The 13,367-nt window shown below is 70.4% G+C and carries 12 protein-coding genes; all 12 read right to left on the bottom strand.

The window, feature by feature from the left end; genetic code table 11:
• Nucleotides 1-299: 299 nt before the first annotated feature.
• Nucleotides 300-953, bottom strand: a complete 654-nt coding sequence (gene rnhB / locus DX914_RS07980) for a ribonuclease HII (RefSeq protein WP_115858461.1) — start codon at nucleotides 951-953, stop codon at nucleotides 300-302.
• Nucleotides 940-2,169, bottom strand: a complete 1,230-nt coding sequence (gene lpxB, locus DX914_RS07975) for a lipid-A-disaccharide synthase (RefSeq protein WP_115858460.1) — start codon at nucleotides 2,167-2,169, stop codon at nucleotides 940-942. The genes rnhB and lpxB overlap by 14 nt, the downstream gene beginning before the upstream one ends.
• 255 nt (nucleotides 2,170-2,424) lie before the next feature.
• Nucleotides 2,425-3,207 (bottom strand): acyl-ACP--UDP-N-acetylglucosamine O-acyltransferase, encoded by a 783-nt coding sequence (lpxA, locus tag DX914_RS07970; protein ID WP_115858459.1) that lies wholly within the window; start codon nucleotides 3,205-3,207, stop codon nucleotides 2,425-2,427.
• An 8-nt stretch (nucleotides 3,208-3,215) separates the two neighbouring features.
• Nucleotides 3,216-3,668, bottom strand: a complete 453-nt coding sequence (gene fabZ / locus DX914_RS07965) for a 3-hydroxyacyl-ACP dehydratase FabZ (protein ID WP_115858458.1) — start codon at nucleotides 3,666-3,668, stop codon at nucleotides 3,216-3,218.
• Nucleotides 3,665-4,717 (bottom strand): UDP-3-O-(3-hydroxymyristoyl)glucosamine N-acyltransferase, encoded by a 1,053-nt coding sequence (gene lpxD / locus DX914_RS07960; protein ID WP_115858457.1) that lies wholly within the window; start codon nucleotides 4,715-4,717, stop codon nucleotides 3,665-3,667. Before lpxD ends, fabZ begins: the two co-directional genes overlap by 4 nt.
• Nucleotides 4,718-4,742: 25 nt before the next feature.
• Nucleotides 4,743-7,205, bottom strand: coding sequence for an outer membrane protein assembly factor BamA (gene bamA / locus DX914_RS07955; protein ID WP_115859184.1), 2,463 nt, complete (start codon nucleotides 7,203-7,205; stop codon nucleotides 4,743-4,745).
• Between the two features lie 98 nt (nucleotides 7,206-7,303).
• Nucleotides 7,304-8,665, bottom strand: coding sequence for an RIP metalloprotease RseP (rseP, locus tag DX914_RS07950; protein WP_115858456.1), 1,362 nt, complete (start codon nucleotides 8,663-8,665; stop codon nucleotides 7,304-7,306).
• A 41-nt stretch (nucleotides 8,666-8,706) separates the two neighbouring features.
• Entirely contained in the window at nucleotides 8,707-9,873 is a 1,167-nt protein-coding gene (locus DX914_RS07945) for a 1-deoxy-D-xylulose-5-phosphate reductoisomerase (protein WP_115858455.1), read from the bottom strand.
• Nucleotides 9,874-9,875: 2 nt separating this feature from the next.
• A complete protein-coding gene (locus tag DX914_RS07940) occupies nucleotides 9,876-10,712 on the bottom strand; it encodes a phosphatidate cytidylyltransferase (protein WP_115858454.1) in 837 nt (278 codons plus the stop codon).
• The gene (gene uppS / locus DX914_RS07935) at nucleotides 10,709-11,482 is read right to left on the bottom strand and encodes a polyprenyl diphosphate synthase (RefSeq protein ID WP_115858453.1); all 774 of its coding nucleotides are present in this window, start codon (nucleotides 11,480-11,482) and stop codon (nucleotides 10,709-10,711) included. The genes DX914_RS07940 and uppS overlap by 4 nt, the downstream gene beginning before the upstream one ends.
• A gap of 170 nt (nucleotides 11,483-11,652) precedes the next feature.
• Nucleotides 11,653-12,210: a ribosome recycling factor gene (gene frr, locus DX914_RS07930; protein WP_115858452.1), complete on the bottom strand. Its 558-nt coding sequence runs from the start codon at nucleotides 12,208-12,210 to the stop codon at nucleotides 11,653-11,655.
• A 92-nt stretch (nucleotides 12,211-12,302) separates the two neighbouring features.
• A complete protein-coding gene (locus DX914_RS07925) occupies nucleotides 12,303-13,304 on the bottom strand; it encodes a cation diffusion facilitator family transporter (protein WP_115858451.1) in 1,002 nt (333 codons plus the stop codon).
• Nucleotides 13,305-13,367 lie beyond the last annotated feature (63 nt).

The following is a 13,367-nucleotide window of genomic DNA, read 5'->3' as shown; positions in this document are numbered from 1 at the left end:
GATTTTTCGATGGCACATCCTGTGCCAGCGAAAAACGGCGCACCTCCTGTGCGCCGCCCCCCACCTTCGCGGGGGCAGGCTCTACGGGTCTTCTATTGGCATGGCGAGTTCGGTGCCCGAGCGAAGATCAAGAGCATTCGCTGCGCTCATCCCCTCACCCTAACCCTCTCCCGCAAGCGGGAGAGGGGATGCATTCGACGCGGCTTGCTGCTTTAGCCCCTCTCCCGCTTGCGGGAGAGGGGTTGGGGTGAGGGCACGCGGAGCTGCGGTCTTGCGTCGTCGATTGCGTTCCGCGCAGATCAAGCGCCCAGCGCTTCGGCCTCTGCCGCACCCAAGCCCAACGCCGCGCGCACCGGGGCGAAGCTGCGTCTATGCTGCGGGCACGGCCCATGCGCGGCCAGCGCAGCCAAATGCGCCGGCGTGCCATAACCCTTGTGTTCGTCGAAGCCGTACTGCGGCCATTGCGCATGCAGTTCGCGCATGTGCCGGTCGCGCGAGACTTTCGCCAGGATCGAGGCGGCCATGATCGCGCGGTCGCGGCCGTCGCCGCCGATCAGCGCTTCGGCGGGGCAGGGCAGGCCGCGCGGCAGGGCATTGCCGTCGATGCGCGCCAGTTCGGTTTGATGGGCCACCGCGCTCACCGCGCGCTGCATGCCGGCCATGGTGGCCTGGAAGATGTTGAGGCGGTCGATTTCCTCGACCTCGACGAACACCACGCTCCAGGCCAGTGCGCGTTCGACGATGCGCGCGTACAGCGCTTCGCGGCGCTCGGCGCTGAGCTGCTTGGAATCGCCCAGGCCGTTGATCGGGGTGCGGCCGGGGCCGAGCACCACCGCGGCCACCACCACCGGGCCGGCCAGCGGGCCGCGCCCGGCTTCGTCCACGCCGGCGATGCGCTGCGCGCCGCGAGCGACGGCCAAGTCCAGCGCGAGTTGGCCCTCAGGCGTGCGCATGCGCGGGCAGCAGGTCGGCGACCGCATCGGCGGCGCGCGCGGACGCGTCGCGGCGCAGGCTCTGGTGGATGGCGGCGAAGCGCGTCGGCAATGCGGCCGCGCGTTGCGGGTCGCGCAGCAGGGCCAAGGTGGCGTCGGCGAGTTTGTCCGGCGTGCAATCGTGCTGCATCAGTTCCGGCACCACGCGTTCGCCGGCCAGCACGTTGGGCAGGGAATAGGTATCGACCTTGAGCATGCCCAGGCGCTTGACCAGGGTGTAGGTCAGCGGCGCGACCTTGTAGGCCACCACCATCGGCCGCTTGGCCAGCATGGCCTCCAGGGTCGCGGTGCCGGAGGCCAGCAGGACCACGTCGCTGGCGGTCATCACCGTGCGCGCGCCGCCGTCGGTCACGTACAGCGCCGGACGCAGCGCGGCGGCGTCGGGGTGCGCGGCGAGCTTGCGTTCGAACGCGGCGCGCGCACCGGCATTGGCCATGGGCGCGACCACGCTCAGGCGCGGCTCGGCCGCGCGCAGGCGCGCGGCGGCGCCGATGAAATCGTCGGCCAGGCGTTCGATCTCGCCCACGCGCGAACCCGGCAGCAAGGCCAGCACCGGGTCTTCGTCGTCCAGGCCCAGGCGCATGCGGGCTTCGTCGCGGTCGGGCTGCAGCGGCATCTCGTCGGCCAGCGGGTGGCCGACGAAGCGCGCGTCCACGCCGTGGCGTTCGTAGATCGCCGGTTCCATCGGGAACAGGCACAGCACGCGGTCGGCGCTGCGGCCGATCTTCTCCGCGCGCTTCTCCCGCCAGGCCCAGACCGAGGGGCTGACGTAGTGCACGGTCTTGACCCCGCGCTGCTTGAGCCAGCGCTCCACGCCCAGGTTGAAGTCGGGCGCGTCGATGCCGATGAACACGTCGGGCTTCCAATCCAGCACGCGCTTGCGCAGGTCGCGGCGCAGGCGCAGCAGGCGCGGCAGGTGGCGCAGCACCTCCGACAGGCCCATCACCGCCAGTTCCGAGGCGTCGTACCAGGCGTCCAGGCCGGCCTGGCGCATCTGCTCGCCGCCGACGCCGACGAACAGCGCGCCCGGGTGGCGGCGCTTGAGTTCGGCGATCAGGCCGGCGCCGAGCAGGTCGCCCGAGGCCTCGCCGGCGACCAGGGCGAAGCGCCGCGGCGGCGGGGGCGGGGCGGGGAAGATGTCGTCGATGGCGGCATCGGGGGCGGCGGTGGCGTTCATCGGCGAAGGGAGGCTCCGGTTCGTGCCCACGCCGCGCGTTCGCTACAGCGGCGCGCCATGGACGTCAGCTCGGGGGCTGAGCTGCCTGCGGCATTGTGCCTTGCCGCGCGGCCATCGTCGTCCTTGGCGGTCACTTCCTGCCAAAGCGCGTGATCGCCATCGCGGTTCGGGCGGCGACGAGTCGCGTCGTAGGCACGATTAAGGCACCAAAGCGGCCGATCCGGCGTGCATGTCGCCGGATCGGCTGTCTGGGTTTCAGCGCAGCAGCGGCCGCTCGCCGGCGTCGATGAAGGCCAGCAGCGCGCGCACGTCGTCGCTGTCGCCGGCCAGTTCGGCCAGCTTGGCGCGCGCGTCGTCCAGGGTGGCGCCGGACACGTACAGGGCGCGGTAGGCGCGCTTGATCGCGGCGATGCGCTCGGCGTCGAAACCGCGGCGCTTGAGGCCTTCGCTGTTGATGCCGCGCGGGCGGCCGTAACCGTCCTGGGCCACCATCACGAACGGCGGCACGTCGCCGTTGACGAAGGCGCCCATGCCGATGAAGGCGTGCGCGCCGATGCGGCAGAACTGGTGGATGCCGGCGAAGCCGCTGAGGATCACGTGGTCGCCCACTTCGACGTGGCCGGCCAGGGTGGCGTTGTTGGAGAACACGCACTGGTTGCCCACACGGCAGTCGTGGGCCACGTGCACGTAGGCCAGCAGCCAGTTGTCGTCGCCGACCGTGGTCACGCCGCCGCCGTTGCCGGTGCCGCGGTTGACGGTGACGAATTCGCGGAAGGTGTTGCGGTCGCCGATGACCAGCTCGGTGCGTTCGCCGCCGAACTTCTTGTCCTGCGGCTCGCCGCCGATCGCGCATTGGGCGATGAAGCGGTTGTCGCGGCCGATCCGGGTCGGGCCCTGGATCACGCAGTGCGGGCCGATTTCGGTGCCGTCGCCGATCTCGACGTCGGGGCCGATATAGCTGAAAGCGCCCACGCGCACGCCGGTGCCGAGTGTGGCGCCGGTGTCCACGACCGCGCTGGGATGGATCTGTGCGCTCATCGTGCCGCTCAGGCCTTGGCCTCGGCGCAGACGATCTCGGCGCAGGCGACCTGTTCGCCGTCCACGCGCGCCACGCCGGTGTAGATGGCGACGTTGCGGATCACCCGCTTGACCGTCACGTCCAGTTCCAGGCGGTCGCCGGGGACGACCATCTTCACGAACTTGGCGCCGTCGATCTTGACCAGATAGAACAGGCGGCCGTCGGCGCTGGACTGGGTGGACAGCTGGGTCAGGATGCCGCCGGCCTGGGCCAGCGCCTCCACCACCAGCACGCCCGGCATCACCGGGTGGCCGGGGAAGTGGCCGTTGAAGAACGGCTCGTTGGCGGTAACGTTCTTGTACGCCAGCACGCGCTTGAACGGTTCGAACTCGACCACGCGGTCGACCAGCAGGAAGGGGTAGCGGTGCGGCAGCAGGTTCTGGATTGCCGGCACGTCGATCGGGAGTTGCACGTCGGTCATTTCGGTTCCTTGTCGGCAGCCGCCACCCGCCGTGCGAGCGCGTCGAGCTGCTTGAAGCGGGCGGCGTTCTTGCGCCAGCTCAGATTGTCCATCAACGGGGTGCCCGAGGAATACTCGCCGGGCTCGCGGATCGATGAGGTCACCAGGCTCATGGCGGTGATCGTGACCCGGTCGCAGATCTCCAGGTGCCCCAGGATGCCCGCGGCCCCGCCGACCATGCAGTAGCGGCCGATGCGGGCGCTGCCGGCCACGGCCGAGCAGCCGGCCATGGCGGTGTGGGCACCGATTTTGACGTTGTGGCCAATCTGAATTTGGTTGTCCAGGCGCACGTCGTCCTCGAGCACGGTGTCCTCGATGGCGCCGCGGTCGATGGTGGTGTTGGCGCCGATCTCGCAGTCGTCGCCGACGCTGACCCCGCCCAGCTGCGGCACCTTGATCCAGTGCGGCTCGCTGTCGGGGTCGCGGGCCAGGGCGAGGCCGAAGCCGTCGGCGCCCAGCACCGCGCCGGGGTGGATCAGCACGCGCCGGCCCAGGCGCACGCGGGTGACCAGGGTGACCCGCGCGACCAGTTCGCTGCCGGCGCCGACCACGCAGTCCTCGCCGACGATGCAGCCCGGGCCGAGCACGGCGCCGGACTCGATCCGGCTGCGCGCGCCGATGCTGACGAAGGCGCCCAGGTGGGCGTCGTCGGCGACCTGGGCGCTGGGGTCGATCGCGGCGGACGGGTGGATGCCGGGCTCGCGCAGCGGGCGCGGCTCGAACAGCGCGGCCAGGCGCGCGAACGCGGCGTAAGGATCGCGGGCGATCAGCGCGGTGCCGGCATAACCCTCGGCATCGGCCTCGCGCATGACCACCACCGAGGCGCCGCTGTCGGCCAGCTGGCCGCGGTACTTGGGGTTGGCCAGGAACGCGAGCTGGCCGCTGTCGGCGCGGGCCAGGGTGCCCACGCCGCGCACCCGCACTTCGCCGTCGCCGCGCAGGCCGAGCGCGAAACGCTCGGCCAGTTCGCGCGCGGTGTAATCGGGCGCGGTGAAATCCGGTGTCAGCATGGCGCGCCCGACGCGGCGGCGGCCGTCAGAACGTGCCGCCGAAGGTGAACTGCAGGCGCTCGACTTCGTCGCCTTCCATGATCTTCTGGCCGGACGCGTTGTACTTGGCGTCCTCCTTCTTGATCGGGAAGGCGTAGCTGATCGAGATCGGGCCCATCGGCGAACGCCACATCAGCGAGATGCCGGTGGACGCGCGCAGTTCGCCGGCGTCGAAGGCGTCGTAGTCCTTGTACACGTTGCCCACGTCGATGAACGCCGACACGCGCGCCTGCGGGGTGTCCAGCAGAGTCGGGAAGTACATTTCCAGCGAGCCGACGGTCTTGAACGAACCGCCGATGGGCTGGGTGTAGGTGTCGCCGACGAAGGCGCCTTCGCGCGGGCCCAGGGTGTTGTCGGTGAAGCCGCGCACCGAGCGCACGCCGCCGGCGTAGAAGTTCTCGAAGAACGGCAGGCCGTCGGCGGTGACCGTGCGCGAGAAGCCGGGACCGGCGCCGTCCGGATCGGGCAGCACGCGGGTCACGGCGTCGCCGTAGCTGTCGCCGTAGCCCAGTTCGGCGCGGGTGTTGAGCACGAAGTGGCGCGAGATCGGCCAGAACTTCGAGATGTTGTAGTTGAGCTTGTAGTACTCGACGGTGGAGCCGGGCAGGGTCATTTCCAGCCACACGCGCTGCTGCATGCCGCGGGTGGGCGTGAGCAGGTTGTCCAGCGAGTTGCGCGACCAGCCGAACTCGGCGCGCCAGGCGTGGAAGGTGCGCTGGCCCAGCGCGTCGATGTAGTCGACCAGGCTGTGCGGGGTGCCGCCGCGGCTGACCAGGATCTCGTTGCTGTCGATGCCGAACATGGCCGAGACGGTGTCGGTCTCGGTGATCGGCAGGCCGAGCACGACCTGGGCCGCGCCGCTGGTGGTGGAGTACTGGGCGGTGTTGTAGTCGGAGTTGTCGAACTCGCGCCACCACAGGTTGTAGCCCAGCGACATGCCGTCGTCGGTGAAGTACGGGTTGGTGTACGAGAAGTCGTAACGCTGCAGGTAGTCGTTGCGGCTGGCCTGCACCGACACGCGGTTGCCGCTGCCCAGGAAGTTGGCCTGCGACAGCTGGATCTGCGTGGTCAGGCCGGTCAGCTGGGAGAAGCCCAGGCCGAACACGAAGCTGCCCGAGGTGGTTTCCTTGACGTTGTAGACCACGTCGACCTGGTCGTTGGTGCCCGCCACCGGCTGGGTCTCCACGTCCACGGTCTCGAAGTAGCCCAGGCCCTGCAGACGGATCTTGGAGCGGTCGATGGCGGCCTGCGAGAACCAGCTGCCTTCGAACTGGCGCATTTCGCGGCGCATCACTTCGTCGGCGGTGCGGGTGTTGCCCTTGAACACCACGCGGCGCACGTTCACGCGCGGGCCCGGCACCACCTGCATGTTGATGCCGACGGTCTTGTTCTCGCGGTCCACGTCCGGGATCGGATTGACCTGGGCGAAGGCGTAGCCAACGTTGCCCAGGGTGGCGACGATGGCGTCGGAGCTGATTTCCAGCAGGCGGCGCGAGAACACCTGGTCGGCCTTGACGATCACCAGGCGCTCGATCTGCTCCTTGGGCAGCACCGTGTCGCCGGTGACCTCGACCTTGGAGATCTTGTACTGGTCGCCTTCGCTGACGCCGGCGGTGATGAACATGTCCTGGCGGTCGCCGCTGATGGCGACCTGGGTGGACTCGACGTTGAAGTCGACGTAACCGCGGTCCAGGTAGTAGTTGTTGAGCTTTTCCAGGTCGCCGGAGAGCTTTTCGCGCGAGTACTGGTCGTCGCGGCGGTACCAGCTCAGCCAGTTGTGCTCGCGCGACTCCCAGCTGTCGACGATGTCTTCCTCGGCGAACTTCTCGTTGCCGATCAGATTGATGTGGCGAATCTTGGCGGCCTTGCCTTCCTTGACCGTGATGGTCAGGTCGACGCGGTTGCGGTCCAGGCGCGACACGGTCGGGGTGATCTCGACGTTGTACTTGCCGCGGTTGTTGTACTGCTTGGTGAGCTCCTGGGTGACCTTGTCCAGGGCCAGGCGGTCGAAGGTGTCGCCTTCGGCCAGGCCGGCTTCCTTCAGGCCGCGCAGCAGGTCTTCGCTCTTGATGTCCTTGTTGCCGGTCAGGGTCAGCTTGTTGATCGCCGGACGCTCGGTCACGGTGACCACCACGATGTCGCCCTGGCGGCCGACCTGCACGTCTTCGAAGAAGCCCGTCTTGTACAGCGCGCGGATGGCCTCGCCGGCCTTGGCGCCGTCCATGGTGTCGCCGCGCTCGATCGGCAGGTAGGTGAACACCGTACCGGCGGAGATGCGCTGCAGGCCGTCGACGCGGATGTCGCTGACGGTGAACGAACCCGGCTCGCGCACCGGCGCGCCGGCCAGTGCGAACGGGTCGGCCGACTGCGCCAACGCGGGTGCCGCGGCCGAGGTCAGCGCCGTGGCGAGGGCGAGTGCGAGCAGGCGGCGAGTAGGGGTTCGCGTCATCATTACGTCCGGTTGGGGTTCGTTAGCGCCCGCGGGGCGCCGTTTCGAGGCTTCGACATCTTTCGATCGAGGCATCGGGTCGAGTGGCAGGGCCGGCATCAGCGCACCAGGTTGTTGACGATGTCGTTGTGGAACGCCAGGCCCATCAGGGCGACGATCAGCGCCAGGCCCACGTACTGCCCGGCGGCCATCACGCGCTCGCTGACCGGGCTGCCTTTGACCAGCTCGATAAGGTAATACAGCAGGTGACCGCCGTCCAAGATCGGGATCGGCAGCAGGTTCAGGATTCCCAGGCTCAGCGACAGCAGGGCCAGCATCTGCAGGTACCAGGCCGCACCGCGCTCGGCATTGGCGTTGGCGGCGCGGGCGATGGTGATCGGGCCGGCCACGGTGTTCTCCACCGACAGGCGCCCGCTGAACGCACGGCCGATCATCGCCACCATGTCCTGGGTCTGGCGCCAGCTTTCGCGCAGCGCCGCCGGCACCGCGTCCAGCGGGCCGTAGCGCAGCACGGCGTCGTGGCGGGGCTCGCTCTTGACCGCTTCCAGGCCCAGGCCCCAGTAGGCTTCGCCGGTCTGCGGGTGCTTCATGCGCTTGGGCGCCAGCGGCAGGGCCAGGCGGTCGCCGCCGCGGATGACTTCGACCATGGCCTCGCCGCCGCGCTGGCCCAGCGCGTCGACCAGGCGCGGAATGTCCGACCAGGCGCTGACCGGCTCGCCGTCGATGGCGATCAGGCGGTCGCCTTCGGCCAGTACCCGCCAGGCGGGGGACTCCGGCGTCACCCGGCCGATCACCGGCTCGGGCAGCAGGAAGCGCCAGGTCAGGCCGGTGCTCTGCAGCAGCTTGCGTTCGTCGATGCCGGCCGGCAGCTGCGACAGGCGCAGGGTGCGCACGGCTTCGCCGCCGTCGGCCCTGCGCACGCGCAGCGGCACGTCGCTGCGGTCCAGCGCGGCCGAGAGCAGGGCGAAGCTGGCTTCGGTGGAGGTGGGCGTGGCGCGGTCGCCCACGGCCAGGACCAGGTCGCCGCGCTGCAGGCCCGATTGCGCGGCCACGCCTTCGACCAGGCCCACCGCGGGCGCGTAGTCCGGGCGGCCGATCACGAACATCAGCCAGAACAGGGCCACGCACAGGATCAGGTTGGCGACCGGGCCGGCGACCACGATGGCCATGCGCTTGAGCACGTGCTGGCGGTTGAAGGCCTGCGCCTCCTCGCCCGGGGCCACGTCGCCCTCGCGCTCGTCGAGCATCTTGACGTAGCCGCCCAGCGGGATCGCGGCCACCGCGAACTCGGTGCCGTTGCGGTCGCGGCGCGACCACAGCGGCTTGCCGAAGCCGACCGAGAAACGCAGCACCTTGACCCCGGAACGGCGCGCCACCCAGTAGTGGCCGAACTCGTGGAAGGTCACGAGCACGCCCAGGCTGACCAGCAGCCACCAGACCGAACCGATGAATTCGCTCATAAGGCGGTGCTCTCGTGCGCTGATCGGGCCGGGCTCATGCCTTACGCCTTGTGGTCGATGGCCTGGCCGGCGTAGCGCCGGGCCTGCGCATCGGCATCGCGCAGGGCCGCCAGCGAGGTGGCCGGGGTGGAGGGCAGCGCGGCGAGGGTGTCCTCGACCAGCGCCGGTATCGCTAGGAAACCGATCCGCCGCTGAAGAAACGCTGAAACGGCGACTTCGTTGGCGGCGTTCAGCACCGCCGGGGCGGTGCCGCCGGCGGCCAGGGCGGCGAAGGCCAGGCGCAGGCAGGGGAAGGCGTCCAGGTCGGGCGCCTCGAAGTCCAGGCGGCCGTGGGCCAGCAGGTCCAGGCCGGCCACGCCCGAGGCGATGCGCTCGGGCCAGCCGAAACCCACCGCCAGCGCGGTGCGCATGTCGGGCAGGCCGAGCTGGGCCAGGGTTGAGCCGTCGACGAATTCGACCAGCGAGTGGACCAGGCTCTGCGGGTGCACCAGCACGTCGATGCGCGCGCCGGGCACACCGAAGAGGTGGTGGGCCTCGATCACTTCCAGGCCCTTGTTCATCAGCGTGGCCGAGTCGACCGAGATCTTCGGCCCCATCGACCACTTCGGATGCGCCACCGCCTGTTCGGGGGTGACCTGGGCCAGCGCCTCGCGCGCGCGGCCGCGGAACGGCCCGCCGGAGGCGGTCAGCACGATCCGCGCCAGGCCGGCATGGGCATGGGCATCGGGCAGACACTGGAAGATCGCGTTGTGCTCGCTGTCGATCGGCACGATGGTGGTGCCGGCCTCGTGCGCGGTGCGCATGAGCAGTTCGCCGGCCAGCACCAGCGATTCCTTGTTGGCCAGCAACAGGCGCTTGCCGGCCGCGGCCGCGGCCAGGGTCGAATCCAGGCCGGCGGCGCCCACGATCGCGGCGACCACGGTGTCGCAGGCGTCGCTGGCGACCAGGTCCACCAGCGCGGCGTCGCCGCAGTGGGCCTGGGTGTCCAGGCCGCGCGCGCGCAGGCCGTCGCGCAGCGGCGCGTAGCATTCGGGATCGGCGATGACCGCATGCGCGGGGCGGTGGCGTTCGCACAGCGCCAGCAACGCGTCCACGCGTCCGCCGGCGGCGAGCACGCAGACTTGCAGGCGCTCGGGATGGCGCGCGATCACGTCCAGCGCCGAGCTGCCGATCGAACCGGTGGCGCCGAGCACGGCGATGCGTTGCATGTTCAGAAGCCCAGCACGGCCTTGCCGAGGGCGAACACCGGCAGCGCGGCCAGTACGCCGTCGACGCGGTCGAGGATGCCGCCATGGCCGGGGATCAGGTTGCCGGAATCCTTCACCCCGACATGGCGCTTGAGCAGGCTCTCGAACAGGTCGCCGACCACCGAGAACAGCACCGCCACCAGCGCCACCAGCCCCACCTTCCACAGCTGCTCGGGCCGGGCGCCAGCGAACACCGCGAACGACACGCCCACCGCGACGCCGGCCAGCACGCCGCCGGCCAGCCCTTCCACGGTCTTGTTCGGGCTGACCCGCGGCGCCAGCTTGAGCCGGCCGAACTTGCGCCCGGCGAAATAGGCGCCGCTGTCGGCGGCCCAGACGATGGCCAGCGCGGTCAGCAGCCAGCGGTGGCCGTTGGGCTGGGCGGCGTGGATCCAGGCCAGCGCGCACCAGGCCGGGATCACGCTGAGCGCGCCGGCGGCGAGCTTGAACGCGCGCGCATAGGATTCGTGGTTGCTGGCGAACTGGTAGCGCTGCAGCCACAGCAGGGCCAGCAGCCACCAGACCACGCCGATCACCGAGGCCAGCTGGAACAGCACGTAGGTGTAGCCGGTGCTGGAGCGCGAGGCCCAGACGATGGCCACCATCAGCGCCAGGTTGGCCGCCAGCAGCACGGTGCGCGACAGGGTGTCTTCGATCTCGGCCAGGTCGAACCATTCCCACAGGCCCGCCAGGAACAGCACCGCCGCCGCCGCCATCATCCAGGGCGTGGGCAGCAGCAGGATCGCGGCGATCGCGATCGGGGCCATCACCAACGCGGCGAGCAGGCGGGTTCGGGTCATTCGGTGGTCTCGTCGGGTGCTAGTGGGCGCGCTGCGATCTGCGCGGCGGTCAGGCCGTAACGGCGTTCGCGGCCGGCGAAATCGTCCAGGGCGCGCTGGAGTGTGGCCGCATCCAGTTCCGGCCACAACGCCTCGGTGAACCACAGCTCGGTGTAGGCCAGCTGCCAGAGCAGGAAATTGCTGATCCGGGTGTCGCCGCCGGTGCGGATGAACAGGTCCGGCGCGGGCAGGTCGGCCAGGGCCATGCGCGACGCCAGGGCGGCCTCGTCGATGGCCTCCGGCGTGAGCCGGCCGGCGGCCACGTCCTGGGCCAGCGAGCGCGCGGCCTGGGCGATGTCCCAGCGGCCGCCGTAGCTGGCGGCCACGGTCAGGTGCAGCACGTCGTTGCCGCGGGTCTGCGCCTCGGCCGCGTCCATGCGCTCGCGGATGGACGCGGAGAAGCGCTCGCGTTCGCCGATGAAGCGCACCCGCACGCCGCGCCGGTCGAGCTCGTCGACCTCGCGCTCCAGCGCGCCCAGGAACAGCTTCATCAGCGCGCCCACTTCCTCCTCGGGCCGGCCCCAGTTCTCGCTGGAAAACGCGAACAGGGTCAGCGCGTGGATGCCGCGGGCGATGCAGAAATCGATGCACACGTCGACCGCGCGCGCGCCGGCGCGGTGACCGATCATGCGCGGCCGGCGACGGCGCTCGGCCCAACGCCCGTTGCCGTCCATGATCACGGCAAGGTGGCGCGGGACGCGCGGCGCGGCGGTGGCGGTGTCGGAAGGCATGGGCCGGCGGCGGATCGGGTGACGGGCGGGGCGGATTCGGAACGTGGCGCGATCAGCGCCCGCCACTGCCGCGAGCGGCCGTGGCGAACCGGTAGCGGACCGGCGCCGCCGGCGGAAGTTCCGCGGCGGCGCGGTCGGGGCGCGCGGACGTGCGGGCGAACCCGGCCACGTCAGATCGCCATCAGTTCCTGTTCCTTGGCCTTGACCACCTCGTCCACGTCCTTGATCGCGCTGTCGGTGATCTTCTGGATGTCGGTTTCGCAGCGGCTGGCGTCGTCTTCGGTGATCTGCTTGTCCTTCAGCAGTTCCTTGACCTGGTGGTTGGCGTCGCGGCGGATGTTGCGCACCGCGACCTTGGCGTTCTCGCCTTCGCCGTGCACGTGCTTGCTCAGCTCCTTGCGGCGCTCCTCGGTCAGCGCGGGCAGGTTCAGGCGGATCACGGTGCCGGCGGTGTTGGGGGTCAGGCCCAGGTCCGAGGCCAGGATCGCCTTCTCCACCGGGCCGACCATCTGCTTTTCCCAGGGGGTGATGGTCAGGGTGCGGGCGTCGGACACGGCCACGCTGGCGACCTGCGACAGCGGCATGTCGGAACCGTAGTAATTGACCTTGATGCTGTCGACCAGGGCGGTCGAGGCGCGGCCGGTGCGCACCTTGACCAGGTCGTGGCGGAGCGCGTCGATGCTCTTGGCCATGCGGGTCTGTGCGTCTTTCTTGATCTCGTTGAGCATCGCCGGCTCCGGTCCTGTGTACGGTAATCGCGGGATTATATAGGGCCGGGGGCAGGCGTGCGGCGCGTGCCCGGAGTCATGCCCGGCGCGCCTCAGTGGCGGTGGCTATGGCCTGGGCGATGCGCGTGGCCATGTTCATGGCCGTGATCGTGGTCGTGATCCTCTTCGTGCGCATGCGCCGCATGGCCGTGGCCGCCGTGCGGCGCGCGCGGGTGGCGGTCGTGCTCGCAGGCGCCGCCGTGCTCGATCTGCAGGGTCGGGTGGTTGATGCCGTAACGCTGGTCCAGCTCGCGGTTGAGCCGGTCCAGGAACGGATCGTGGTCGCGGTCGTCGGGCCGCACCAGGTGCGCGGTCATCGCGATTTCGCCCGCGCCCAGCGACCAGATGTGCAGGTGATGCACGGCGGTCACGCCGGGCTGGCCGGCCAGGAACTCGGCGACCTGGGCCTGGTCGATGCTGCGCGGCACCGCGTCCATGGCCGCGTCGAAACTCTCGCGCAGCAGGCCAAACGCGCCCACCGCCACCACCGCGCCGATCAGCAGCGCGGTCACCGGGTCCAGCCAGGTCCAGCCCAGCCACCACATGCCCGCGCCGGCCACCACCGCGGCCAGCGACACCGCCGCGTCGGCCATCAGGTGCAGGTAGGCGCCGCGGCGGTTGAGGTCGTGCTCGTGGCCGTCGCGCACCAGCCAGGCCGCGCCCAGATTGACCGCGATGCCCAGCGCCGCGACCAGCATCACCGGCAGCGCCGGAATGTCCGGCGGTGCGCTGAAGCGCCGGATCGCCTCCCAGCCCAGCGCGCCGGAGAACGCGACCAGCAGCAGGGCGTTGGCCAGCGGCGAGAGCAGGGTGGCGCGACGCCAGCCGTAGGTGTGGCGCCCGGTCGGCGCGCGCCGCGCCAGCGCCGCCGCGCCCCAGGCCAGGGCCAGCCCGAGCACGTCGCCCAGGTTGTGCAGCGCGTCGGACAGCAGCGCCAGCGAATTGGTGGCGAAACCGTAGCCGGCTTCCAGCGCCGTATAGGCCAGATTGATCAGGGTGACCGCCGCGAACGCCCGGGTCGGGTTCGCGGCATGGTCATGGCTGTGCGAGTGCATGCCGCGATGCTGGCATGGGGAGGGTGGGGGACACTATTACAAGGGGCTGGTGGCGGCGCGAGA

This window comes from Lysobacter silvisoli (assembly GCF_003382365.1).
GTDB lineage: Bacteria > Pseudomonadota > Gammaproteobacteria > Xanthomonadales > Xanthomonadaceae > Lysobacter > Lysobacter silvisoli.
This window is presented reverse-complemented; position numbering and strand designations above follow the sequence as displayed.